The following is a 24797-nucleotide window of genomic DNA, read 5'->3' as shown; positions in this document are numbered from 1 at the left end:
AATTCATCTTTACTATCTTATCACTTTCCTCAGAAAATGATCTAATTATTTTTGGGCATTCTGAATATGAAAGCATTTGTATGTAATTCCTTTTTATTTTATATTAAAATGGCATGGAAAAGGAGATGTGTCATATGAAAAAAATCAGTACAACAGAACAATTTAATGAACTTATTCAATCCGACAAGGAAATCATCGTGAAATTTTTCGCTGATTGGTGCCCTGACTGCACGCGCATGAATATGTTCATCGGCGATATTTTGGAAGAATATAATCAAAATGATTGGTATGAGCTGAACAGAGACGAGCTCCCTGAGCTTGCCGACAAATATCAGGTAATGGGCATACCGAGCCTTCTGATCTTTAAAAACGGCGAAAAGAAAGCGCATCTTCACAGCGCAAACGCGAAAACGCCCGAAGAAGTCACAGAGTTTTTATCACAGCATATTTAATTCGTTTCACGATCTTTGTTTATGACTTCAGGCTCTACATGGACATGGACATGAGTCACATCATGTTCATGTTTTATTGCATATTCGACTTCATCGGCTACTTCATGGCCTTCTTTCACAGACAGTCCCGGATCTACCGTAATGACCATTTCCACATGAACCGTGCTCCCCAAATACCTTGCTTTCACATCCTTCAGCCTGCTGACCTCTTTTATTTCTTTCACTGTGTGTTTATACGGCTCCAAATCTTTCAGATCAAACCCGTCCGTTAATGAGTGGGAAGCATCTTTGAAGATATCCCATGCCGTCTTACAGATGATAATTCCGATCAGAAAAGCAATGACCGGATCAATCCACGGCAGATGAAGCCGGGCCGTTAAGACGCCTATCAACGCCCCAATACTGACATAGGCGTCAGAACGGCTGTCTTTCGCCGCCGCATGAAGCGCAGAACTTTTAACCCGATCCGCAAGACGGCTGTTATATACATACATGCCGTACATGACAATCGCGCTTCCTAGCGCCGTCCATGCCGCAATGAAGCTCGGCTCGGCCTCCGTTCCGCTGACAATCGCCTTTGCTCCTCCGATCAGCACTTCAATACCGACCGCCATCATAATAAAAGACGCAATTAATGAAGAAATTGTTTCAGCCCGATAATGTCCGTAGGCATGATCACTGTCCGCGGGGCGCTGGGAAATCCGGAGCCCGATCAGCACAGCCAGTGATGCGACAATATCCGTGGCATTATTTAACCCGTCCGCACTGAGCGCTTCGGAATGATAAATAAGACCGATCACCAGTTTGACGGCGGCAAGGATGAGGTACGCGGCGATATTAAGAATCGCGCCTTTTTCGCCCCGTTTTAAGTTTGCCGTTTGATCATTCATGTAAGGACTCCTCCATTCTCATTCATAGTATGGATGGAAAAGCGGAAAAATAGCAGCTTTGATCTGACCAAATGCAATATTCGACAGCATTATTCCCCGGGAAACTATTTGTCGAAAAATTGGCGGTATTTTTCCTTTACATATGAATATGTCCATTGTATACTTTCATTAACTGATAATGATTCTCAATATCATTTGATTAGGAGGGTAATCATGAGGTCTTCTCCTCAGCTCAGATCATCAGTTGAAGGACGAAAAAAACATCTGATCCATTTGCTGATCAATAACGGAATATACAAAAAGTCGGAACGGCATTTATATGAATTATCGCTCGGAGAATTAGAAAGCGAATACAAATATGTAAGGAAGGTGCGGGCTCATGGCGAAACGTAAAATAAAAACATACGAACAGCTGATAAAAGAAAACAAGGCGGCCATTATGAATAATCAAAAGCTGATGAATGTGATCTATGACAGAATTGACCGCAAGCATCAAAAACTGCTCAGGCACAACAGCCATACATAAAAAGAGCCTTTTTCAGGCTCTTTTTTTTATTGCTCAAAGGCTTCCGCCGCTAATTTGCCGATGACCGCATCGTCCATCGGCGGATTGTGAAGGCCGGCCCGGGCATCCCGATAATACCGCTGAAGCGGATTATTTCGCTCCAGGCTTTTTGCGCCGGTGATTCTCATTGCTTTGTCAACAACAGAAAGGACGGCATTTGTCACAATATGTTTAGCCGCGCCGAGCTCGCTTTTGATGAAAGGGCGGCGTTTCGGGTCATCATACATTTGCGCCGCCGTGAAGAGAAACTGTCTCGCTTTTAACAATTCAAGCTCCATTTCCCCGACACGCTGCTGAACGGCCGGCACGTCTTTAATCGGTCCGTTCAGGCTGTTCGGCGAATATTCAGATGCAAACCGGACGGCATAGTCCCTTGCCGCTTGAGCGATGCCCAGATAAGCAGCGGGAATGTGAAGCAGCCAGCCATTCACTTTCGCCGCTCTCGGCCCGCTGATAAGCTCCACAAGCCGCTCGTCACTGACCGTGACATGATCTAAAAGGAGATCATGGCTTCCGGTCGCCTTCATGGCAATCATATCCCATGTTTCTTCGACTGAAACGCCTGCCTGATCTTTATGAATGAGAAAAACACCGGTCGTTTGTTTTTCTTCAATCCATGCCGTCACAAGCATATAATCCAAAGTCAGCGAAAGGGTTGTAAAGGTTTTTCGGCCGTTCAGCACCCATTTTCCGTCTTTTTTGACAGCGGAAGTGCCGGGTCTTCCTCCCCTCGTCGGACTGCCGGTCTGCCGTTCCGTCGCTGCCCTGTTCAGGACGGCTCCCTTTTTCACCTCTTTTGTGATAAATGAAAAGACACCTTCATCCCAGCTGTTTCCTTCTCCGAGCTCACCCATGACGGATAAATGCCAGCCGATTCCGAGAGCGACGGCCGCGTCTCCCCGCGCCAGCCGTTCCTGAAACAGCACCATCTCATAAACGGAAATGCCTGCACCGCCGAATGCCTCAGGTACCGTTAACGCCGTATATCCCGCGTCGCGCAGTCTTTGAATTTTCTCCGCGGGAAAACGGCCCGCCTCATCATCAAGCGCGGCTGTTTTTTGAAATTCGTCTGCAAGCAGGCCGATTTTTTCCATCCATTCCCGCTGCCGTTCATTCTGTATCCATAAAGACACTGGAATCCCCCCATTATAATTCCGATAAAGTTAATAAGTATTATAGAGATTCAAGTCTCGTTTCGCAACTGTAAGGCTGTACAAAAAAACACGCTATTCCATAGAATAGCGCGTTCAGACTGCTTCCGGGCCGCGGTCCTGCTTGAGCCCGAGATAAATCAGCATATATGTGAGATAACCCATCGTCATCACAAGCCCGCCAAAGAAAAAGCTTGAAAAAATCGGCTCTTCAAACGCGGTAACCGCCGCAAGCACGATCCAGCTTGCATACAGGTAGATGATGAAATAACGGAATCCCGTCTTCATTTTATATAAGAGAAACAGCCCCACTGTAGAAAACAAACCCAGCGCAAGCCTGAAATAAACAAGATGTTCGAATTGAAACATGAATGACACAAAGGAAAAACCAAGCAATAACACAATCGGTAATGCGGTAATAAAATTTCTCAAGTGAGCACCTCCGTCATTACCTTTATTATAAATCAAAATAGCATAAATTATTGATTTATCGTGATCTTTTTCACAAAAATGTCATTCCTTTACTTTATACCCGAACATCGCGTTTGCAAAAGCTCCACCAAGCGACGGCTAAGAAGAATACGATATGGATAATGATAATGCCTGCGGAAAATAACGGCGTCATTCCCGCAAACAGCGGCTTCGCCCCGCTCATATATTGCGTCAGGTCAGTATTTGCGAACAGCAGAAAACTTCCCCATTTGTTTTGGAAGAGCGACATAATCGTCACAAGTGATTTTGCGCCGTACAGCACGATAAATGACAAAATGACGGCCGTTGCGCTGTTTCGGAATACAGAAGAACACAACAAGCCAAAGCATGCCATCGCAAACGCCTCGACCCAGTTCGTGCCGATTACTTTCAGGGTGTTCACAAGAAGCGTCCCTGATTCAGATGTCACCGACACTCCGAAGAAAGCCATGCCGAACAGCAGAGACAGAATATAGTACGCCGCATACAGGTACAAGCTGACCAAAAATACGGTAATGAGTTTAGATACAAAAATCCGCTCCCGCTTTACCGGGCGGATTAACAAAAATTTGATCGTTTTCTTATCAAATTCAGCGGAAATGATCGTTGCCGCGATCACGATCGTTAATGCCTCAAGCAGAATATTCAGCCCGGGGGCGTACGCCATATAGCCGATGAAATTCTCATCCGTTCCGGAACTGATGACAAGCCGTTTAATGACAAGCGCCATAATAAATTGGAGAACGGCCATCAGAATCAGCGCCACTAATGAGACTTTTCGGTTAAAGAGTTTCATATGCTCATTCGCTGTCAATTTAAACATTCGTCTCCCCCTCCTCTTGAAGCGCCGTCGTCACTTTCATGAATTCATCCTCCAGCGATTCCGCATACGGCATGATGGAATACACGAGAAAGTCTTGTCCGACGAGCGCACGGTTTAATGCCGGGATGTCCTTCTTCGCTACGGTGACGGTAATGCTCCCGCCGTTTTTCTCCGGAACGAATTGCTGCTGGGACAGCCATTCGAAGGCTTCGTCAGCCGGCTGAATGTCGAGGATGGCTTTTTCTTCTTTTTCCGCAGCGCCGCGCAGAACAACCTCTGTTTTGATCTCACCTTTTTGAATGATGATGACACGGTCGCAAAGGTCCTCCACTTCACGCAATAAATGCGTCGCAAAAAGGATGCTCGTCCCTTCAAGCTCCGCGAGTTCCTTTAAGTGATCGCGGAAATCCTTCATTCCGCCGGGATCAAGCCCGTTTGTCGGTTCATCTAAAATGAGCAGATTCGGACGGTGAAGAATGGCCTGTGCAATCCCGAGACGCTGACGCATGCCAAGGGAATACGTTTTAACTTTGTCATGAACGGCATTTGTGAGCCCGACCCGCTCGATGACTTCCTGAAGCCTGTCTTCTTTGATGTTTTTGTGCATGTTGGCAAAGTGCTTCAGATTTTCCCACCCCGTCAGGTACGGGTAGAATTCAGGATTTTCCACGATCGCTCCGACGGATTCAAGCGCTTTTTCGAAATCAGCATCGTGCTGAAAGCCGTTAATTGTAATCGTGCCGCTGTTTTTCTTTAAAAGGCCGACGATGATTCGGATAAGTGTGGTTTTTCCCGACCCGTTCGGACCGAGCAAACCGATGATCTCGCCCTGCCTGACATCCATGCTGATGTTTTTTAAAATGTGCTTTTTGCCTATTGTTTTGTCAAGGCCTTCAATATGTAAAATCGGCTCAGTCATACAGCCTTCCTCCTTTTTCACAAAAAATAAACAGTGCCCGTACATAGGCACTGTCTGCATTATAACATTAGTCATATATTCGTGAAGAGCCGGAGCCGTCGTTATGTCTTATCCGGGACCGGTCCGTTTTTTTCCTTCTCCTCATTATTGACGACATCCAGAATATCAAGCAGGAACACAAAAATCGGAATTCCGATAATCAAGCCCCAAATGCCGAAGAAATGTTCTGAGAAAATCAGAACCGTAAAGGTAAAAAAGATCGGCAGTTCCGTTTTTGCTGACATCAGTTTCGGATTAAGGAAGTACGTCTCAATCGCATGAATGACGAAAATGACCAGCACGATGTAGATGACGTACGCAGCGCCGCCCGTCGTATACGCGATGATGCTGAGCGGAATGAGCGAAATCACCACACCCGCCACGGGAATGAGCCCGAGGAAAAAGACCATGATGGACAGGCCGAACAGCTGCGGAAAATGCAGAATCGCCAATGCGATCAAGGTGAGGATACAGTTCACCAGCGCGATAATAAATTGGGCTTCAAGCACTTTGCCGAATGTTCTCGCAAATTTGCTGCCGAAATAAGCAAGTTCGTAGTAAAAAACAGACAGCTTGCTGTGCTGAAATTTTTTCATAAACTCCGTGAGCCGCTTTTTCTCGAACAGGAAAAACATGCTGAGAATCAGTGACATCACGACCTGCAAACCGAAAGTGCTGATATCGGCCAAGTATGTATACAGTACATTAAAACCTTCTTTTACATAGGAACCGATATTGATATCGCCGAACACGCTCGATATCTCATCATAAAACGGAATGACATCGGGATGATACGCGATGTGCTTGATCTGCTTAATCAGCTGTTCAATCTGCTTGGCAACAATCGGGTAAAAGACAAAGCCTCCGACAGTCGCCCCGACAGCCAGCGCAATATATAAAATGGTGATGACCACCCTCTGGCTGATCCGGAAAAAATGGTTCAACACATGCCGGATGACAGTCTCCAGCCGATCCATCAGAAAAGTAAAAATAAACGTAAGCAAAATCAAATTAATCATACTTCGGAATACAACTAACACCCCAGTCAAAACAAGAAAAACGGAAAAACGTCTGACACCCGGATGCTGAAAAAATTTAAAAATAGCCGCCATTTATACACTCCTGCTAGGACAAAAAGCCCTTAGATTTCATCTTTCACTCTCTAATTGTAAATTATATAACAAAATGACGCTAAGGTCTTTGTCCACCTCCTAATAAATTTAAACAAATTTATCTTTTTTACTCATGGCGGCCGAAAAAAAGAACGGCATGCCGGATGCATGCCGTTCCTTTCCTTTTATACCGCCGTTTTCATTTCTTTTACGGCCTGTGTGCTTTTCGCTTCGTCAAACTCATTTTCGCTCTTGGCTACGATGATGGTGGCGATTCCGTTTCCGATCAGGTTGACGATCGCCCTTCCTTCACTCATAAAGCGGTCAACGCCGAGGAGCAGCGCCAGTCCCTCCAGCGGAATAACCTGAAGCGCCGATAAAGTGGAGGCGAGCACGATAAATCCGCTTCCGGTTACGCCCGCCGCGCCTTTTGATGTCAGCATCAGCACGAGAATGATCGTAACCTGCTGGCCGATGGTAAGATCAACGCCGAACACCTGCGCCAGAAAAACCGTCGCCATGGACAGATAGATCGAGGTGCCGTCCAGGTTAAAAGAATATCCCGTCGGAATGACAAGGCCGACAACCGATTTGGAACAGCCGTAACGCTCCATTTTATCCATCATCCGCGGAAGGACGGACTCAGAAGAGCTTGTGCCGAGAACGATGAGCAGTTCATCTTTAATAAAACGGAGATAGTTCCACAAGCTGAAACCGAATAGTTTGCAAATGATATTCAAAGCGACAAATACAAACAGGAACATCGTAACGTATACAGACAGCATCAGACTCGCCAGCGGCTTGATGGAATCAAGGCCGAAGTGCCCGATCGTATAGGCCATGGCCCCGAATGCGCCGATCGGCGCCGCGCGCATGATGTAGCCGATGATTTTGAAAAAAACGTGCGACAGTTTATCAAAGAAATCAATAATGCTTTTGCCTCTTTCACCGAGCGCCGCCAGGCCGACACCGAATAAAACAGAAAAGAATAAGACCTGAAGAATGTCGCCTTTTGCGAAAGCGTCAACCATATTTGACGGAACGATGTGAGTGATAAATTCAATCCAGTCAATCCCCTGTCCCCCGTTTTGGGTGTACTGAGAGACATCCCCTTTTTCAAGCTTGCTGTAATCAAGGCCCTCACCGGGTTTCATGATATTGACGACCAGAAGTCCGATAATAAGGGCAATGGTGGTCACGACTTCAAAATAAATAAATGCTTTTCCCCCGACTTTGCCGACTTTTTTCATGTCTCCCATCTTGGCGATGCCAAGCACGATCGTCAGGAATATGATCGGTGCGATAATCATTTTTACCGCATTGATAAATGTATCGCCGAGCGGCTTCATCTGCTTCCCGGCCTCAGGCCAAACGAGTCCGACAATGACGCCGATGATCACCGCCGTGATGACCTGCACCGTAAGATTTTTGAAAATTTTCATTCCTACTCCCCCTTGCCTCTCGCTGCGTCTATACAAAAATGATAGCGTTTTCATACGAAGAGGGGAAGCTTATGATCATAACGGACATTTTGGTCTTTTTGGTCTCGGCTAGCGGACGAATTTGTAGCGGTTAACCGGCCGTCCCACTCCCCCGTATTGAATGTCGAGCTTAATCTGACCGTCCTTCTCAAGAAAATCAAGATAACGCCGCGCCGTCACCCTTGCGATTCCGAGCGCTTTGGCGGCTTCTTCAGCTGAAAGCGGCTCCGTCTGCTGTTTCATATAGGTCAAAATTTCATTCATCGTAAAATGGTTTAACCCCTTCGGCAGATCCCGGGACGGATTTTGCGGAATTTTCAGCAGCATGTCAAGCTGCTCTTGCGACATGGTGTCATGCTCTTCAATTTTCCGTTTATATTGTTTATAGTTTTCGAGCGCCTGCCTCATCCGCTCCAGCTTAAACGGCTTCAAAATATAGTCGGCCGCACCGTTTTGCAGCATAAGCTGGATTGTTTCTTTGTCTTTTGCGGCCGAGACGATGATGACGTCCACTTCGAGCTTTTGTTTTCTGATTTCCTGGAGCGTTTTAATTCCGTCTTTTTTCGGCATGTATACGTCTAATACCACGAGCCCGGGCCGCAGATCTTTTATAAGCCTGATTCCCTCGTCTCCGTCAGCGGCCGTGGCGATGACGCTGAACCCTGAAACACCGGTGATAAATTCTTTATTCACCTCCTGCACCATCGGGTCATCTTCAATAAGCAGCACCTTGATGTCCATCGAATGATTTCTCCCCCTTCATCGGAAATAATATAGAAAATGCCGTTCCCTGTCCCTGCCGTGTGTCGACTTCAATCACGCCCATCCCTTTGTCGACGATTTGTTTGACGAGGTACAAGCCGTATCCCGTTCCTCCCGTTTTATTGACGGTAAACCCTTTGTCATAAAGGCGCGGGATGTGCTGATCGGAAATCCCGCTTCCGTTGTCTTCTATTAATATAGCAAGCACTTCATCATTTTGCTCGATACTGATGTCAATATGTTTGTCCTCCGTGTCCGCTGTTTCGAATGCGCCGAACGCATTTTCAATTAAATTGCCGAGCAGGACGACGATGTCATGCTGGTCGACATGCTCCGGAAATGCCGAGAAACTGCTGTTTTCATCAATTTTCACAGAAATGCCAAGCTCTTTTCCTCTTTTGATTTTGCTTAACAGCAGCCCCGCCGCGGCGTCATTCTGAATGGCCTGATGAAGAAAATCAGTGACGCTTTCTTGTTCTGATGATTCCTTAAAAGCAAGCCGGAGCGCTTTTTCTGATTTTCCGAGCTGAATCAGCCCCGCGATGGTGTGAAGCTTGTTCATATGTTCATGATTTTGGACTCTGAGCGCATCGACAAAATTTTTCACACCTGTCAGTTCTTCCGCCATTTTCGCCGCTTCCGTCCTGTCCTGAAAAATGGCGACGGCTCCGATGACCTTCTTTTTCATGACAATCGGAATTCTGCTGCTCATGATCACCTTTCCGCTGACTTGGATTTCTTCATTATATACGGCTCGGTTCCGCTCGACGATTTCAGGGAGCCGCGAATCTTTTAACACGTCCCAGATCAGCCTGCCGTCGGTCTCTTGTCTGACATTGAATATCTGCTTCGCTTTTTCATTAAAAATGGTGATGTGATGCTGATTATCGATCGCAATGACGCCCTCATTCATCGAATGAAACGTAGCGGTCCGTTCCTCATACATTCTCACGATCTCATGGGGCTCGAGCCAAAACATTTGTTTTTTGATGTGGCGGGCCAGCAAAAAGGAGCCGGCCAGTCCGAACCCGAGCGCCAGCAGAACGATAAACAGTATTTCATGTTTCAGCTGAAGAAGAATTTCACCGAATCCGGGCAGCGTTTTACCGGCAAGGACAACGCCGATCTGATTCAAATCCCGGTCTTTGATGGGATAAAAAGCGCGGACGGCGGTGCCGATCTCTCCCTTTGCTTCGGAAAAATAAATGTGCTCGGCGAACGCCGCGGCTTCGTCCTCACCCCTTGAACGCTTTCCGATCATTGTGCTGACGGGATGTGAATAGCGGATATGATCCATATCCATGACGACGATGTAGTCCGCTTCATTGATGATCCTTATTTCTTCGACCGCATGGCGCACGTCTTCCCTTTGTTTTTTCTGCTCCAGGGCGCGTTTGACATCGGTCATCTCAGATACCGTCCGCGCGGTATTCATCAGCCGTTTTTTCAGCTCACGCTCCTCTGTATGCTGGATATTGCCGACCAGCACGATGCCGACGATCAAAAAGGTAAAAAGCACGACGATATAAGAAAGTATGGTGATTTTCCAGCGGATGGTAAGCTTTTTTTTCGTCATTGGCCTCTTCCTTTCCGTCTCTTTACGAAAACGGCCCGCCCGATTATGCTTGTTATAGAAAATGGCGGAGGGGGTTTTCGATGAAAAGCTTGCTGACTTGTCTCAGCCTGATGGTACTCGGTATCGGAACCGCTTTATTCATCGGCTTTCATGATCGTTTCTCAACGGAAGAACCGTATTATGATGACGAACAGGAAGGCCTGAAAGATCAAATGGTTTTCAAATTCAGCCATGTCGTGGCTGAAAACACGCCTAAAGGGCGGGCGGCGAATAAATTTGCCGACCTGGTCTATCAAAAGTCCGGCGGCACCATTAAAGTAGAGGTATTTCCAAACGGGAGCCTCTATTCAGATAATGAAGAAATAAACGCCCTCCAAAACGGGGACGTGCAATTCATCGCCCCCTCCACCTCAAAGCTCGGATCACTGTCTCCCGAATGGGGTGTTTTGGATCTGCCGTACGCGTTTACAAACTATAAAGCCGTGCAAGAAGGCCTCAACGGCAAAATCGGCACGCGCCTGTTCGCTTCTTTAGAAAAGCATCATTTGAAAGGACTGGCGTACTGGACGAACGGGTTTAAGCAGCTCACGTCAAATAAAGGGCCGATCTTCTCTCCGGACGATTTGAAAGGACAGGCGCTCAGGATCATGCCGAGCAGCGTGATCGAGGACCAGTACCGCCTGCTCGGCGCGCACCCGCGGCAGGATTCCTTTAATTCCACGTTTCAGCTCTTGGAAAGCAATCTCGTAGACGGAGAGGAAAATACGATTTCAAATATCTATTCTAAAAAATTTTATAATGTTCAAGATTATTTGACAATCAGCAATCACGGGTACCTCGGTTATGCCGTGATGACCGACGAGCATTTCTGGAATTCACAGACAGAAAAAACGAGAACCATCTTAACGGAGGCGATGAGAGAAACGACGGAATGGAACGAAGCCTCCGCTGAGAAAATGAATAAAGACCAGCTTGAAGAGATAAAGAAGAATTCATCCATTCATATTCATGTGCTGAGCAAAGCGGAAAAGAACACATGGATGAAACGCCTCGACCCGATTTACGGACAATATGAACAGGTGATCGGCCGCGGGCTTGTGCAGGATTTGTTATCCTTGCGCCGCGAGCCTTAGCAGGACCAATACGCCCATCTCCGTTTCATCCCTTTTCCCGCCGGGGAAGTAAATAGGGACAGAGCAAAAAAGGAGATGGAGACATGTTTACACATACGAAAAAACTGCAGCATCCGGCTAAACCGGATCGTCCTGACCCGCTGTTCGCAAAAAAGATGCAGGAAATTTTAGGGGGACAATACGGGGAAATATCCGTCGCCATGCAATATTTGTTCCAAGGATGGAATACACGGGGCAATGAAAAATATAAGGATCTTCTGATGGATACCGCGACGGAAGAAATCGGCCATGTCGAAATGATCGCGACGATGATTGCGAGACTGTTAGAAGACGCCCCGCTGGCAGAGCAGGAAAAAGCGGCTGATGATCCGGTCATCGGGTCCATTTTAGGCGGGATGAACCCGCATCATGCCATTGTCTCAGGACTCGGCGCCATGCCGGAGAGCAGCACGGGCGTTCCGTGGAGCGCAGGCTATATCGTCGCAAGCGGAAACCTTCTGGCAGACTTCCGCGCCAATCTGAACGCCGAATCACAAGGAAGGCTTCAAGTCGCACGCCTGTATGAAATGACCGATGATAAAGGCGTGAAAGATATGCTCAGCTTTTTATTGGCCCGCGATACCATGCATCAAAACCAATGGCTTGCGGCCATTAAAGAATTAGAAGAACAGGAAGGTCCGATCGTTCCTTCGACATTCCCGAAGGCGCTGGAAAAACAGTCATTCTCCCATAAGCTTATTCATTTCTCAGATGGAGCAGAAAGCGCTGAACAAAATTGGCTGAAGGAAACAGCGCCGGACGGAGAACCATTTGAATACGAAAAGGAACCGAAAGCGCACGGCGAAATAGCTAAGCTGGACCCCGTCCCGCCGTATGTCCACAACACGCTTCCCGGACGAAAATAAAAAAGCCTCTAAAGGGGCTTTTTTTATGTGCGCACAACTGTCCAATCCGGTTCGTATCGGATGTCCAGGTGATGTAACAGCTCGTGAATGAAAGGTTCATCCCCCTCGTACAGCATCACTTCCATTGATAGAATCGCAGCCTTCTGCTCGTTTTCTTCGTATATGCGGTCATGTTCGTTCTCCATAAAATCATCATAGGCCTGTCTGTCCTCCCAAACGCTGATGATCTCTGCGATGAACAGGCCGTCTGCGTTTTTCCGCCAGCCGCCGGCCTGTCTGACGAAGCCATTTACACATGATAATGCTCCCCACCTTGACTGTGCTTGCGCAAATGCTTCAGCGTTTGCAGCGTCTGTTTCACATACAATCTTTTTGATCAGCATGACCGTTCCTCTGTGATGACTGTTTTCGCATGCGTATGCTCGACACAGAGATTCACGGTTCTGACGTAAGAGCGGGTGCGGTGAATCGTGCCTTTCGGGATGAGCAGGCTGTCATTTGCTTTGAGCACTGCGGTTTCTTTGTCCTTAAAATCGATCAGCAGCTCACCTTCCAGAACGATGAACCATTCATCTGAGTCAGGGTGATGGTGCCAGTCATATTCTCCCTTAAACACTGCGAGGCGCACACAGTGGTCATTGATCTCCGCGATTGAAAAATTGTCGTGTTTTTCTTTGACTTTATTGGCGATAGCGAGCAAATTCAGCATGTCAGACACGAGTGAAAAACCCCTTTTTCATTTTATTGTATCGGTTTTGCGGCTCAGATCAAGATTTTCCCAAAATCAAAAGCGATCCGGCTGATGTGCCGGATCGCTTTTGATCTGCAGGTTGTCTGCCTTTTATGCTTTTATTAGCTGCTTCGTCTATTTCCGCCTTTTTGGCCGATTTCTTTATAAAACTCTTTGTCATGATTTTTACTTGTAGCTTCTCCGCCTTTTTGGCCGATTTCCTGATAGAATTCCTTGTCATGGTTATTGCTTGTGGCTTCTCCGCCTTTTTCACCGATTTCCTGATAGAATTCTTTGTCGTGATTTTTGCTTGTGGCTTCTCCGCCTTTTTCACCGATTTCCTGATAGAATTCTTTGTCGTGATTTTTGCTTGTGGCTTCTCCGCCTTTTTGACCAATTTCCTGATAGAATTCTTTGTCATGGTTATTGCTTGTAGCTTCTCCGCCTTTTTTACCTGCTTCTTCTCTGCTCATTTTGTTATTATCTTGTGCCATTTTTGAATTCCTCCTTTAATTGGTGTTGGTTGTTGGTTTCCCGATTTCAGAACTGCTAAACAAAGAAAACACATTGAATGTGTTTTCGGGTGGTTTTTTATCATTCTGTATCGTTCATGCGTTTTAGAATCCGGCGTTTTTTATAAAGCATGATGCCTGTTTCCGCGATGCTTTCTAAAGCTGAACGGTTGGCGGACGCGCCGAAGATGATGCCTGCGGCCGGAACCATTTGCAGCAGTTTTTTCGCGGCGAACGTATCACGGTAGCTGTAAACGACTTCCCGCCAGCCTTGGATTTGCGAGGCGACGCGCTGATAGGTTTGGTCGTTTTGATCATATTGCCGTAAATCTTGCAGGATCGCTTTTTTTCCGATGACGTCACTGGATGCAAGCTGAAGCAATTTGACGATAAACACGCGTTCTTTTTTGTCTTTCGGATCAAAGCCGTAAGCAACCGCGATATCTTGCAGCGTCTTTAAGGACAGGCCGAGCATCGCCGGAATGTCTGCCGCAAGCGTAAACACGCCGCCGACTCCCGTTGCGGCTCCCTGCACCGTCGCGGCCTTTACGCTTGTACGCGCTATGGCTTCTGCGATTTCGTCCATGACGGCAAGCGGCGCATTGCGGATGTCGTGAAGCGTTTGACATGTACCGTGCGGCAGCCGTTTTTGAAACTTTTTCATGATGCGCTTTTCTGATGTAAGGTACTGTCCGCCTGACTGAATAAACGTTCCCGTTTCATCGAGAATGAGTCCGATTTTCCTCTGAATAAATTGCGGTGTCAGCTTGTCCAAAAGCTGAAACGGCAAGCGGGTGAATGTTTGCCAGAACATCGCCCTCTGCTGCGCCTTTTCCCATTTTTGAATGTCTCTCAGTTGTCTTTCCAGGTCTGTCCGCTCTTCTGTCACCCGTCCTGCACGTCCTTTCTGATTTCTTTCTACATAGTATACCTTTATGGCGTTTTCTTTTTACACCCGGCCGGACTTTTTATCCGGAAAACATTCCATTGATTAATTTTCTTCAAATTCTATATATTGTATAATTTTGAATAATACGATTGAAGGAGAATGCTGTATGCAATGGATTTATTTAAGTTTAGCGATCATTTTTGAAGTATTGGGTACGGTCAGCATGAAATTATCAAATGGATTTACAAAACTTGTTCCAAGTATTTTATTGTTATTGTTTTATATCGGCAGCCTTTGTTTTCTTACTTTGACTTTGAAATATATAAGTGTCTCCATCGCGTATGCGGTCTGGTCGGGAATGGGGATCGTGCTGATTTCCATGATCGGAATTTTTTTCTTTCATGAACAGTTCTCTGTCATAAAAGCTGTCTCTGTTCTTCTGATCATCATCGGTGTCGTTTCCTTAAACTTTATTTCTGAAAGTGAAACGTCATCAAACGGCATCAGCGTTCATACGGACAGAAACAGATGATGAAAGGGTTAAAGGTTCTCTTCCTCATTACAGATATTGGATTTATCATTTATTGGATTGTTACTTTTTTTGAGTGGATTCCAAAAAACATGGCGTTTAAAGATTATGATAACGCCATGATAATGGCCTGGAACTGGTCATTCTTTCCCCTAGATATTTTCATTTCATTGACCGGGCTGTACAGCTTGTTTCTTTATAAACGGAAACATTCGTTATGGCGCCATTTCGCATTAATATCACTTGTGCTGACCTTTTGTTCAGGCCTGCAAGCGATTGCCTTTTGGGTATTTATCGGTGATTTTGATCTCATGTGGTGGGCATTCAATCTGTACTTGCTTCTTTATCCTTTATATTTTATTCGGAAATTGCTGGTCTCTCGTAAAAATAGCTGTCATTCTTTTTGATGAGGCGGTTTTCTTTTTCTTCAGGCGGGAAACACTTTTCATAAAGGAGTGATAGACATGCCTTGGTCTATGAAGGATTATCCGCAATCATTGAAGAATCTCGAGGAACCTGTGAAGAAAAAAGCGATCGAAATCGCGAATGCGATGGTAGATGAGGGTTATGAAGAAGGACGGGCTATTCCCATTGCGACAAGTCAGGCGAAAGAGTGGAAAAAAAACGCTTCTAAGGAAGAAATCGATCAGCTGATGAAACACGAGGATGAAACGAAACGCGGAAATTGAATCGGAATATAGAAAAACCCCGCTCTCAAGAGAACGAGGTTTTTCTGCTTATAAACCGTAATAATAAGATAGTGTGGTGACTGAAACGTAGCCTGTCGCTCCTGCATACGTGACTTTCAGCCATTTATTGGAATTGGTGTAGTGGCCTTGAACATATTCTCCGGTGACCCAAGAACCTGTAATTTTTTTACCGCTTGAGAATGTTGTGATCGTTGAACAGCTGACCTTAGAGCATGAGCGCATATTAGCACCGTAAATACCGACTGTGCCCCCGCTGGCTAAAATGGAAACGTCCGGTTCAGCTTTAGGTTTGAAAGCTGCTGCTGATGCAGAGCCGCCAAAAGCGAATAAAGAAACAGCAAAAATCATGGCTAAAGAAATGATCGACAAACGACGTACCAAGAAAATTCCCCCTCTTTTATCATATGGCCGGAAAGCTTTCCTGACGTTATTATACTTTTTTGCCCGGGAGACTGAAATAAGTCTAATGCTCCAACTTCTTTTCTTCGCAAGTGACCATTCCGATTCTTTTTTTGATAGATAACAGCCGTTTATTGGACTGGAATCACTGATATATCGTTGATTCAAACGTTTATTCAGAGCGGCCGGAGTTTTTCCGGAGGTCATTTGAATGGTACAGAAAGGTTTTATCTTCCAATGGAAAGAAACATTATTATTCTATTTACCCGGGAAAACGGAGGAAATACAGCGTCTTTTTCTCAGGATCAGTTGCACCGGACAGAAAGTTGTGAAGTTATATAGGCAAGTGTCCTCTTTTCACCTTTTTAAAAGAACGCTCCACGCATCCGTGCATGATTGGAGGCGGAAACACGCTTTGCGAACGGCATCGCTTCTTTCCCGGAACGATGCCGTTTTCATTTTCGGACCTTTCTTCGGCGGGATACATATCATAGATAAAACAGGGCATCAATGTGCCGGTTTATTGAACATAAAGAACTTGACATCTCATAATAGCGGATTTATGATGTAGATAAAATAATTTGCATCTAGGAAACTTTTTGTTATTTAGCTAAAAATCTATCGGAATTTAGGTGAGACATAATGAGCAAAGACATCTCAGCACAATCACTGCAAGCAAAAGCCGTGCAGGATGCACTTGACGGCAAAAGCAAGGGATTCAAGCGGCTTCTGCCTTTCTTAGGCCCAGCCTTTATCGCGGCGATTGCCTACATTGATCCGGGAAACTTCGCTACGAATATCTCAGCTGGTTCGAAATTTGGGTATATGCTGCTGTGGGTCATCCTCTTTTCAAACTTGATGGCTTTTTTAATCCAAGTTCTTTCCGCGAAGCTCGGCATTGCCACGGGTAAAAACCTTCCGGAAATCGCCAGAGACCGGTATCCGAAATGGGTATCCGCCGGGCTGTGGATACAGGGTGAACTGGTGATTATGGCAACTGACCTGGCAGAATTTATCGGGGCGGCGCTCGGGCTCAACCTGCTGTTCGGCATACCGATGGTTGAAGCGGCCATTATCGCGGCGATCGGATCATTCGCGATTTTAGAGCTGCAACGCCGGGGTTACCGGGCGCTGGAAGCGGGCATCGCCGGACTTCTGTTTGTCGTGGTGATCGCCTTCGCTCTGCAGACCTTCTTTGCCAAACCTGACGCCGGCTCTGTTCTCGAAGGGCTGTTTATCCCGAAAATTGACGGAATGGACAGTGTGCTCTTGGCAACCGGGATACTCGGCGCAACCGTGATGCCGCATGCCATTTACTTACATTCCGCACTGACACAGCGCCGTGTCGTCGGAAAAACGGATAATGAGCGGAAAAAGATTTTTAGATTCGAGACGATTGACATTCTCATCGCGATGGTGATCGCCGGGGCGATTAACGCAAGCATGCTAATCGTCGCCGCCGCGCTTTTCTTCAAGAACGGGCTGTATGTAGAAGATTTAGACGTGGCTTATCAGCAATTCGGCCACTATATCGGACCGGCTTCAGCCATTCTCTTCGGGATCGGGCTGCTGGCCGCAGGGCTTTCAAGCTCTTCTGTCGGCACATTGTCAGGCGATATTATCATGCAGGGCTTCATCCGTTACCGTATCCCGCTTTATTTGCGGCGTTTCATTACCATCATTCCGCCGATGATCATCATTATCTCGGGGGTCAACGCCACAGAAGCGCTCGTATGGAGCCAGGTCGTTCTTTCATTCGGCATCTCCTTTGCACTCGTGCCGCTGATTATGTTTACAAGCAACAAACGCCTGATGGGCGCCCTGACGAACCGAAAATGGGTGACGGCTCTCGCCTGGCTGATTGCGGTTTTGGTGATCGCGCTTAATCTGTTTGTGATTTACGATTCATTCCGTTAGAAAAAAACCGGCCGTCAGCGGCCGGTTTTTCTTTTGACGCCGGGTGCCGTTCGTATCTTTTTCCGGGCGTTTTTGGTATGATAGAAGAAAAATCGGAGTTTTGCTTATGTCAGTATTTATCCTTTTTTATCTGTGGATTGTGCCGATTGTCATCGGCATCTTCTGTTCTCTTTTTGCTTATCGGACAACGGGTAAGAAACGTCTGATTCCCGGCTTTGTGATGATCGCATTAAGTATCGTTTCCTTAATCACGGGGCTTTGGATCGGCGGGGTGAACTACCATGTGTTCATCGGAGGCATGTTTTTATTCGGTACGTTTTTGGCCGGTTCCGCCTTCCCGTTTTTCTTCGCTCTTTCACGCAAACGAAAATAAACAGGCATGCCGCCTGTTTATTTTTTTACCTAAGCCTGCATTATAAAAACCGCTCCGATAAATGTGATTCCGCCTCAATCAGCCTATACATGCAGGCTCCAGCCCATGTTCTATTTCACGAAACTGCAGCTAAAATAAATCCTGCCAAAGAAGATTTTGAATTGCGAGAAAAATATCGTATTAAAATCCTATTTACCCAAAAAATACCTATTGATAGAATGGTATCTGAGAGGGAAAAATGTTCAAAGCGGATCATAAAGGTCCCGCCTAAATACATAGTCTTTCATTTCTCTCTACACTACATTTCTAAAGGAGGATTTCCCATTAGACACGCAGCTAAAGGCATTCTGTTTGCCGCATCTTTAGCCCTTGTAACTACTGCTTTTGTCCCCGCATCCTTAGCTAAAGAAAATCATCATAATACTGCCAATGCCACTGGAACGACAAAATCATTTTTTTATCAGACTGATACGCAATTTTCCTACGGACTTAAAGCACAAAGCGATGCATCTGTGTCAAAACCAGTCAAAGATGTAATCAGAGAAGTGCTGAAAAATAAAACAAAATTATTCAATCTTGTTGAAAAATTAGCAGGAAAGAAAATAAGAAATGAACTCGAATCCGTTTTCAATCAACATATAGAACCGGTTTTAAAGAAAATGCTGAACGAGTATGTCGCCTTAAACTGGACTGATGTGGAAAAGAATCTTTATCTCTCACTTAAAAAGTCCGGACTTTCTGACAGCCAGGCTAAAAACCTCGCTCATTTGACAACTTTAGCAATGAAAGCTTTTTAAAATCATTCATAAATGATCGTCAGGAAAATACGTATGAAGTAAATGCAAAGTGCTGTTAGATTCACTCTAATAGCACTTTTTCATTGGAGATGTCACATGACTGTCTTTTTTACTGTTTTGCTCACTTTCTTATGCTGCCTTGTGATTTCATCTCTTATTTTTATGTTTCTATTAAAAAAAGAGATCGTGGATACACCGCCAAACCGCTTAGCTCATGCAGCATTCATCATACTTATTGGATTCTCCCTGTTCTTCGCTATAACTGTACCCAGCCTAGTTATTTATTTTGCAGCTATAACTGTAAATCATTTTTTCGGAGAGTATATCATCTATGGTTCACTTTCAGACTTATACATATTTTCTGTCGTCGTCAGTATCTTAGCTTTAGTTTATATGCTAATCCTTACGGCAATTGTAAAAGGAACGACTCATGTTTTTACATTACCTGCTTGGTCAGCCTATATCCTTGAATTCATTTTTGCATGGGCTGCTGTTTACTTCTCAATCCAATACGTTTCCAATCATATCATTGAGAACATATCTATATTTCAAGGTGGAGAAATTCTTCTTTCATTGTTCATCACTTTCTTATTTTCGGGCCTGGATATACTTTTTACTAATTTGGATAAGATCTCAAAAGAGAAATTAGGCTAAGGGGGTAACAAATATGAGGATCATGACATATATATCTTATTTTTCTATTTCTTTAGTTTTGCAGGTGGTATGGCTGCTATTAATAAAAGATACTCCTAATATATTTCTGATAGATATGATTACGGTGTCCTTCTTATTCACCCTCTTTATGTTCATCTTGGATCAAATTTTCAAAAAAAAGCGGACACATTAGGGGCTGTTTTTTAATAATCCTCGGGCTTCTCTTTCGTTTTGAAATTGTTCCGGATCTGGGGATGTTGCGGCGAACCGTTCATTAATGTTTAACACCAGCCTCGGTAAAATACTTCTCCTTTTATATAACATCCTGACTTTTCCGTCATATATTCATACGAAAAAACTGCAATAGGGAGTAATGAAACATGATATTGTTTATTGGCAAGTTCATGTTGCTCTTTTTACTCTGTTCGCTGGCATATTATTTGTTTAAAGTTGTTTATTACAATATAGGGAAGAACATTGCGCTTAAAACTCCGAAAGGGACAAAGACGAACCGGACGGCACATGTGTTTGTCAAAAATGGAACTAAACTGAAAGATGGAGATTACTTTATGATCGCTGTTGTGACCGCTCTCTGGCTGTTCTTCAGATGAAACCGCGCTGATCCATCACGAGTTTTTTGATCAGCCATCGCTCGCCAGCTGCGAAATTTACGATCTCCTTTACCGTTTCCGCAGATTTTAATACGATATACTTTCGGTTACGGTCCCCGTCCTCTAAGCTTCTAAGCGGGTTCAAACCGCTGACCACTTCCTTACCATGGAAGAGGTCATTAAAGAAAGAATCATCAATTAGAAAGCCTAAAAAAATAAACAGGCATGCTGCCTGTTTATTTTTATTATAAGCGCCGCTTTTTAAAACAGCCGTTTTAAGCTTTTCTTGAGTGACGGCATTTCGATTTTTTGGTTTTCAAAGAAGTTTTTCAGCATGTATTTGCTGAAGCCCTTCGCTTGGCCGTAAGTGATTTTTCCCGGAAGCGGCGGCTCGTCGCCGATGACGGCGTCGATGACGACCGGCTCATTTGAGTTGAGCGCTTCATGAAAAGCGGGAGCCAATTCCTCGTGTTTCGTCACTTTGATGCCTTTTGCCCCGCAGCTTTCTGCAAAAGCGGCGTAATCCATATTTTGCAGCTGGGTGACGTAGTCAATGTTGCCTTTGACCCGCTGTTCATATTCAATCATGCCTAGATTTTCGTTGTTTAAAACGACAACCGTAATCGGCAGTTTATATTTAACAGCCGTCGGCAGATCCTGCATCACCATTGAAAATCCGCCGTCTCCGCAAATGGCGATGGACTGCCGCTCAGGTTCGGCAAGGCTTGCGGCAATCGCTCCCGGAAGCCCGCATCCCATTGTGGCGAGCCAACTTGAGACGATAAAGTCCTGCTTCTTCATTTTAAAATGGCGGGCCATCCACACCGTAACCGTTCCGACATCCACTGACAGGACGGCGTCCTCTGCGGCCGCATCCTGAAGCCGGGCAATGACCTGCTGCGGCTTGAGCGGATGAGTCGCTTCGGTTTCATCCTTTTCGATTTCCTTCCACCAATGCTTCATGTGCTCGGTGCAGGCGTCCAAAAATCTTCTGTCTTCTTTATATTCAATGTATTCCGTCAGCTCTTTCAGCCCCAGAGCCGCATCACTGACGATTCCCGCATTGACGGGATAGCGCTTCCCGATTTTCGCCGGATCCGAATCAAGCTGAATGGCAGGCGTATCATCCGGGAGATAATCCCTGTACGGGAACGATGTGCCGAGCATGATCAGCAGATCGCATTCCTCCATGGCTTCGTAGGCGGGCTTTGTGCCGATTTGCCCGAGATTCCCGAGAAAGTGGGGATGGCTGTCAGGCACGACGCCTTTTGCCGGAAGAGTAATCACAATCGGAGCGGCCGCTTTATCGGCGAATGCGAGCAGCTCCTCTTTTGCCGATTTTAACCCTTGGCCGGCAAGAATGACCGGTTTTTTTGCGTTGTTAATATATTGCGCGCATGTGACGAGATGTTCTTTTTTCGGCTCTATATCGGCTTTGAGGTATATCGGCGATGTGTAAACCGGCTCCCGTTTGATTTTTTGCGCGAATAAATCATCAGAAACGGTTAAAACGGCAACGCCTTTTTTGCTGTAAGCCGTGCGGATCGCCTGATTCAGAAGATCGGGCAGCGCTTCTGCCGTATGTACCTGCTGGTTGAATACCGCCACGTCCTCAAACATTTGCTCTAATTTGATTTCCTGAAAGCTGTCACGGCCGATTTCACCGGAAGCCACCTGTCCCGCAATCGCCAGCACCGGAACGCCGTCCGCTTTGGCGTCGTATAAACCGTTCAGCAGATGAACGGCCCCCGGTCCTGCGATTGAAAGGCAGACACCGATCTGTCCGGTCAGTTTTGCCTCAGCCGCGGCAGCCAGGGCTGCGACTTCTTCGTGCCGGGTTTGGATGAATGTCAGGTTATTTCGTTCATGTCTCAGTTCTTCGATAAATTCATTAATGCTGTCTCCGGGAATGCCGTATATATGACCGACTCCCCATTGTTCAAGCAGCTCCGTCATTACGTGTCCTGCTGTTTTACTTGGCATACTGCATCCTCCTTTTACCTGTATTCATCCCCTTTTTCATACGGGTTGAAACACGGGCTATACTCTCAGCTTTTTTCTCAGCAGATCAAGGATGGATAACAAATTTCGGTCTTTAAGAACTGTCTTACGATTTGCCGCCCCATTGAGTCCGTCTTTTACTTGCCGTCTTCTGTTCGGCACCATGAACAGCGGCCGCCGGTTTGGGGGAAACCAGCGTAATGCGGCGGTTTCCGGCCCGTTCATCAGCGGTGTTCCTCCGGTAATGGCCCCGATGAATACATGCTGTGTATCTTCAAATGCCGGCCTTTCATACTCACCCGCTTTATGCAGGATGGTCACGTTATAACCGGTTTCTTCGAAGGCCTCTCTGATGGCTGCGGCTTCAGGTGTTTCACCTTCTTCAATCCCGCCCCCGGGCAAATCCCATAGTGGAACGTCTTTTCGTTTTACGAGCAATATGTCCCGCTCCTCATTTTGTATGATGACAAACGCGCCTTGTGCCATGTCGTCCTCCTTTACAAAAAAGACCGCGGCATTTCAGCCTGCGGTCTTTGCCGTTACTTTTTAAAATGATACGGCAGGGTGGCGACAATGATGTCCTTCTTCCAAAACAGCCGGACGCGGAGCAAGAAGGCTGATTGGTTGTGAAGGATGGTCTGCCAGCGTTTTTTCGTAATAAATTGCGGAAACAGCACCATCACGGAGAACTGTTCTTTTTTCGCTTTTTGTTCGACCGTTTCCAAAAACTTATCAAACGGGTGAACCAGACTGCGGTATGAGGAATGCAGGGTGACGAGGCGGACGCCGTTATGAAGCTCTTCCCAGCGCTTTTCCACCTTTTTTTCGTGTTCTCTGTCAAAGGAAACATGAACCGCAATGACCTGATCCGATAATGATTTCGCATACTGAATCGATTTTTGGACGACGGTGGTGACACCGGCGACAGGCACGATGACGACGGTTCCCTTGATTTCCTCAGGCTGCTGATCAACGACCCGCAGCTGTTCGCCGACCGCGGTGTAGTGATTTTTAATGACGAAAAACAGCATGACGACAGCAGGCATGAATAACAGCACCGGCCAGACAAGATTGAACTTCGTCGCGAATAAAATACACAGCACCATAAATGAAATGGCGGCGCCGCATGAGTTGATCAGCATTTTTACCGCCCAGCCCTTCGGCTTCTGCCTGATCCACTTGATGCACATTCCCGTCTGCGACAGCGTAAACGGAATGAACACGCCGACGGCATAAAGCGGAATTAAATGTTCCGTGCGGCCGCCGAATAAAAGAATGAGCAGGATGGACGCGATACCGAGAAAGATGATTCCGTTTGAAAATCCTAATCGGTCGCCTCGTACCGTAAACATTCTCGGCATATACTGATCGCGCGCTAAATTAAACGCCAGCTGCGGAAAAGCGGAAAAGCCCGTATTTGCCGCAAGCACGAGAATCAAAGATGTAACGCCTTGAATGAAATAATACACCGTATGGCGTCCGAAGGTTTCCGCGGCGATTTGTGAAATAACGGTCTCGTTAGGCTTCGGACCCGTGCCGTAGCCGTACGCCAGCACCGTAATCCCCGTAAATAAGATCGCCAGCAGAATCCCCATCATGGCCAAAGTGCGGGCCGCGTTTTTCGCCGGAGGATTTTTAAAGGCCGGGATCGCGTTTGAAATGGCTTCCACACCGGTCAGTGCCGAGCAGCCGGATGAAAAGGCCTTCAGCAGCAAAAACAGCGTGATGCCCGCTACGGGCGTGCCGATCGGTGTATGCTCGGCCGGATGAACCTGCCCCGTCATGAGCTTAAACAGTCCGACGACGATCAAAAGGACAAGCGCCGCCACAAACAGATAGACGGGATACGCCAAAATGGACGCCGACTCTGACAGCCCTCTCAAATTTAAAATCATAATCAGAATCACAAGCAAAACAGCAATGAGCAAATGATACGGGTGCAAAGCCGGAAATGCCGATGTAATCGCATCAGTTCCGGCAGAAATGCTTACCGCAACAGTCAGAATATAATCAACAAGCAATGAGCCCCCCGCAATCAGGCCCGGCTTCTCACCAAGGTTTTCTTTTGACACCATATAAGCGCCCCCGCCTTGCGGATAAGCGTAAATAATCTGTCTGTAGGACAGAATCAAAGCAAGCAGCAAAATGAGAACACCCGCTGCGATCGGAATGGAATACCAAAACGCGGCCGCGCTTACCGCAGCCAAAATGATCAGAATCTGTTCCGTTCCGTAAGCAACTGATGACAGCGCGTCTGAAGAAAGCATGGCGAGCGCCTTGAGTTTCGTGAGTTTCTGCTCTCCGGCCGCCTGTGATTTCAGCGGTTTCCCAATCAAAAATCTTTTGATTGAATGGTACATTTTTTGTCTTCCCCTTTTTTTCATTTTCCGTTTGAT

At 46.3% G+C, this 24797-nt stretch carries 29 protein-coding genes and 1 pseudogene; 13 read left to right on the top strand and 17 right to left on the bottom strand.

Translation table 11 applies throughout. The features are described from left to right. Window positions 1-134 precede the first annotated feature (134 nt). Window positions 135-452, top strand: coding sequence for a thioredoxin family protein (locus tag L3V45_RS02365; protein ID WP_003156200.1), 318 nt, complete (start codon window positions 135-137; stop codon window positions 450-452). Here L3V45_RS02365 and L3V45_RS02360 read toward each other — a convergent pair. Further along, entirely contained in the window at window positions 449-1342 is an 894-nt protein-coding gene (locus L3V45_RS02360; RefSeq protein WP_003156201.1) for a cation diffusion facilitator family transporter, read from the bottom strand. The genes L3V45_RS02365 and L3V45_RS02360 overlap by 4 nt on opposite strands. 213 nt (window positions 1343-1555) lie before the next feature. On the opposite strand from L3V45_RS02360, the gene L3V45_RS02355 reads away from it, so the two are divergent. Together L3V45_RS02355 and fbpB are read left to right on the top strand one after the other, a co-directional pair. Beyond that, window positions 1556-1735 (top strand): Fur-regulated basic protein FbpA, encoded by a 180-nt coding sequence (locus L3V45_RS02355; protein ID WP_003156203.1) that lies wholly within the window; start codon window positions 1556-1558, stop codon window positions 1733-1735. Then, complete coding sequence (gene fbpB, locus L3V45_RS02350) at window positions 1722-1868, top strand: Fur-regulated basic protein FbpB (RefSeq protein ID WP_003156206.1); 147 nt, start codon at window positions 1722-1724, stop codon at window positions 1866-1868. Before L3V45_RS02355 ends, fbpB begins: the two co-directional genes overlap by 14 nt. 26 nt (window positions 1869-1894) lie before the next feature. Here the strand turns inward: fbpB and L3V45_RS02345 are convergent, their stop codons facing one another. The 8 genes from L3V45_RS02345 to L3V45_RS02310 all read right to left on the bottom strand — a co-directional run bounded on the left by L3V45_RS02345 (window position 1895) and on the right by L3V45_RS02310 (window position 10241). Then, the gene (locus L3V45_RS02345; protein WP_048367693.1) at window positions 1895-3040 is read right to left on the bottom strand and encodes an acyl-CoA dehydrogenase family protein; all 1146 of its coding nucleotides are present in this window, start codon (window positions 3038-3040) and stop codon (window positions 1895-1897) included. 114 nt (window positions 3041-3154) lie between these two features. Further along, window positions 3155-3490, bottom strand: a complete 336-nt coding sequence (locus L3V45_RS02340) for a hypothetical protein (RefSeq protein WP_003156210.1) — start codon at window positions 3488-3490, stop codon at window positions 3155-3157. 94 nt (window positions 3491-3584) lie between these two features. Next, window positions 3585-4325: a DUF2705 family protein gene (locus tag L3V45_RS02335; RefSeq protein ID WP_088005483.1), complete on the bottom strand. Its 741-nt coding sequence runs from the start codon at window positions 4323-4325 to the stop codon at window positions 3585-3587. A 19-nt stretch (window positions 4326-4344) separates the two neighbouring features. Continuing rightward, the gene (locus tag L3V45_RS02330; protein ID WP_069013422.1) at window positions 4345-5271 is read right to left on the bottom strand and encodes an ABC transporter ATP-binding protein; all 927 of its coding nucleotides are present in this window, start codon (window positions 5269-5271) and stop codon (window positions 4345-4347) included. A 101-nt stretch (window positions 5272-5372) separates the two neighbouring features. Continuing rightward, window positions 5373-6422 carry an AI-2E family transporter gene (locus L3V45_RS02325; protein WP_003156215.1) on the bottom strand — a complete coding sequence of 350 codons (1050 nt, stop codon included), beginning with the start codon at window positions 6420-6422 and terminating at the stop codon, window positions 5373-5375. A gap of 185 nt (window positions 6423-6607) precedes the next feature. Further along, complete coding sequence (dctP, locus tag L3V45_RS02320) at window positions 6608-7864, bottom strand: C4-dicarboxylate transporter DctP (protein ID WP_012116859.1); 1257 nt, start codon at window positions 7862-7864, stop codon at window positions 6608-6610. A 108-nt stretch (window positions 7865-7972) separates the two neighbouring features. Then, window positions 7973-8644, bottom strand: a complete 672-nt coding sequence (locus L3V45_RS02315; RefSeq protein ID WP_003156219.1) for a two-component system response regulator DctR — start codon at window positions 8642-8644, stop codon at window positions 7973-7975. After that, a complete protein-coding gene (locus L3V45_RS02310) occupies window positions 8619-10241 on the bottom strand; it encodes a two-component system sensor histidine kinase DctS (protein WP_014304391.1) in 1623 nt (540 codons plus the stop codon). Before L3V45_RS02310 ends, L3V45_RS02315 begins: the two co-directional genes overlap by 26 nt. An 80-nt stretch (window positions 10242-10321) precedes the next feature. On the opposite strand from L3V45_RS02310, the gene L3V45_RS02305 reads away from it, so the two are divergent. Both L3V45_RS02305 and L3V45_RS02300 read left to right on the top strand, forming a co-directional pair. Further along, window positions 10322-11374 carry a TRAP transporter substrate-binding protein gene (locus tag L3V45_RS02305; protein ID WP_003156223.1) on the top strand — a complete coding sequence of 351 codons (1053 nt, stop codon included), beginning with the start codon at window positions 10322-10324 and terminating at the stop codon, window positions 11372-11374. A gap of 83 nt (window positions 11375-11457) precedes the next feature. After that, window positions 11458-12279, top strand: a complete 822-nt coding sequence (locus L3V45_RS02300; RefSeq protein ID WP_003156225.1) for a manganese catalase — start codon at window positions 11458-11460, stop codon at window positions 12277-12279. Between the two features lie 23 nt (window positions 12280-12302). On the opposite strand, the gene L3V45_RS02295 is transcribed toward L3V45_RS02300, so the two are convergent. From L3V45_RS02295 to L3V45_RS02280, 4 genes are all read right to left on the bottom strand, one after another. Then, window positions 12303-12662 carry a DUF4937 domain-containing protein gene (locus L3V45_RS02295; RefSeq protein WP_052587159.1) on the bottom strand — a complete coding sequence of 120 codons (360 nt, stop codon included), beginning with the start codon at window positions 12660-12662 and terminating at the stop codon, window positions 12303-12305. Then, on the bottom strand, window positions 12656-12997 hold the full coding sequence (locus L3V45_RS02290; RefSeq protein WP_003156227.1) for a cupin domain-containing protein: 342 nt from the start codon (window positions 12995-12997) through the stop codon (window positions 12656-12658). The genes L3V45_RS02295 and L3V45_RS02290 overlap by 7 nt, the downstream gene beginning before the upstream one ends. 134 nt (window positions 12998-13131) lie before the next feature. Then, window positions 13132-13503, bottom strand: coding sequence for a glucose starvation-inducible protein GsiB (gsiB, locus tag L3V45_RS02285; protein WP_003156229.1), 372 nt, complete (start codon window positions 13501-13503; stop codon window positions 13132-13134). A gap of 100 nt (window positions 13504-13603) precedes the next feature. Then, window positions 13604-14410, bottom strand: coding sequence for an EcsC family protein (locus tag L3V45_RS02280; protein WP_003156231.1), 807 nt, complete (start codon window positions 14408-14410; stop codon window positions 13604-13606). A 166-nt stretch (window positions 14411-14576) separates the two neighbouring features. On the opposite strand from L3V45_RS02280, the gene L3V45_RS02275 reads away from it, so the two are divergent. The 3 genes and pseudogenes from L3V45_RS02275 to L3V45_RS02265 form a co-directional block, all read left to right on the top strand. Continuing rightward, window positions 14577-14942, top strand: a complete 366-nt coding sequence (locus L3V45_RS02275; protein WP_017419236.1) for a DMT family transporter — start codon at window positions 14577-14579, stop codon at window positions 14940-14942. Then, window positions 14939-15346, top strand: coding sequence for a DUF5360 family protein (locus L3V45_RS02270; RefSeq protein WP_015388684.1), 408 nt, complete (start codon window positions 14939-14941; stop codon window positions 15344-15346). Before L3V45_RS02275 ends, L3V45_RS02270 begins: the two co-directional genes overlap by 4 nt. Before the next feature lie 57 nt (window positions 15347-15403). Further along, window positions 15404-15619 (top strand): annotated as a pseudogene (locus tag L3V45_RS02265) (DUF2188 domain-containing protein); the annotation flags it as partial. A gap of 57 nt (window positions 15620-15676) precedes the next feature. Here the strand turns inward: L3V45_RS02265 and L3V45_RS02260 are convergent. Further along, window positions 15677-16030 carry a hypothetical protein gene (locus tag L3V45_RS02260; RefSeq protein ID WP_007410203.1) on the bottom strand — a complete coding sequence of 118 codons (354 nt, stop codon included), beginning with the start codon at window positions 16028-16030 and terminating at the stop codon, window positions 15677-15679. A 657-nt stretch (window positions 16031-16687) separates the two neighbouring features. On the opposite strand from L3V45_RS02260, the gene L3V45_RS02255 reads away from it, so the two are divergent. From L3V45_RS02255 to L3V45_RS02235, 5 genes are all read left to right on the top strand, one after another. Continuing rightward, window positions 16688-17965, top strand: a complete 1278-nt coding sequence (locus tag L3V45_RS02255; protein WP_088037511.1) for an Nramp family divalent metal transporter — start codon at window positions 16688-16690, stop codon at window positions 17963-17965. A 106-nt stretch (window positions 17966-18071) separates the two neighbouring features. Continuing rightward, on the top strand, window positions 18072-18338 hold the full coding sequence (locus tag L3V45_RS02250) for a hypothetical protein (RefSeq protein WP_003156241.1): 267 nt from the start codon (window positions 18072-18074) through the stop codon (window positions 18336-18338). Between the two features lie 89 nt (window positions 18339-18427). Continuing rightward, window positions 18428-19135: a hypothetical protein gene (locus L3V45_RS02245; protein WP_236837238.1), complete on the top strand. Its 708-nt coding sequence runs from the start codon at window positions 18428-18430 to the stop codon at window positions 19133-19135. A gap of 96 nt (window positions 19136-19231) precedes the next feature. After that, window positions 19232-19789 carry a hypothetical protein gene (locus tag L3V45_RS02240; RefSeq protein ID WP_109567723.1) on the top strand — a complete coding sequence of 186 codons (558 nt, stop codon included), beginning with the start codon at window positions 19232-19234 and terminating at the stop codon, window positions 19787-19789. Window positions 19790-20169: 380 nt separating this feature from the next. After that, window positions 20170-20400: a hypothetical protein gene (locus L3V45_RS02235; protein WP_109567722.1), complete on the top strand. Its 231-nt coding sequence runs from the start codon at window positions 20170-20172 to the stop codon at window positions 20398-20400. 261 nt (window positions 20401-20661) lie between these two features. Here the strand turns inward: L3V45_RS02235 and L3V45_RS02230 are convergent, their stop codons facing one another. From L3V45_RS02230 to L3V45_RS02220, 3 genes are read right to left on the bottom strand one after another with little or no spacing between them, the layout of a single operon-like run. Beyond that, entirely contained in the window at window positions 20662-22383 is a 1722-nt protein-coding gene (locus L3V45_RS02230; protein ID WP_103695304.1) for a pyruvate oxidase, read from the bottom strand. 57 nt (window positions 22384-22440) lie between these two features. Next, the gene (locus L3V45_RS02225) at window positions 22441-22887 is read right to left on the bottom strand and encodes an NUDIX hydrolase (protein ID WP_139885538.1); all 447 of its coding nucleotides are present in this window, start codon (window positions 22885-22887) and stop codon (window positions 22441-22443) included. 53 nt (window positions 22888-22940) lie between these two features. After that, entirely contained in the window at window positions 22941-24761 is a 1821-nt protein-coding gene (locus L3V45_RS02220; protein ID WP_003156252.1) for an APC family permease, read from the bottom strand. Window positions 24762-24797 lie beyond the last annotated feature (36 nt).

Source organism: Bacillus sp. R45 (assembly GCF_021729365.1).
Classification (GTDB): Bacteria; Bacillota; Bacilli; order Bacillales; family Bacillaceae; genus Bacillus; species Bacillus velezensis.
This window is presented reverse-complemented; position numbering and strand designations above follow the sequence as displayed.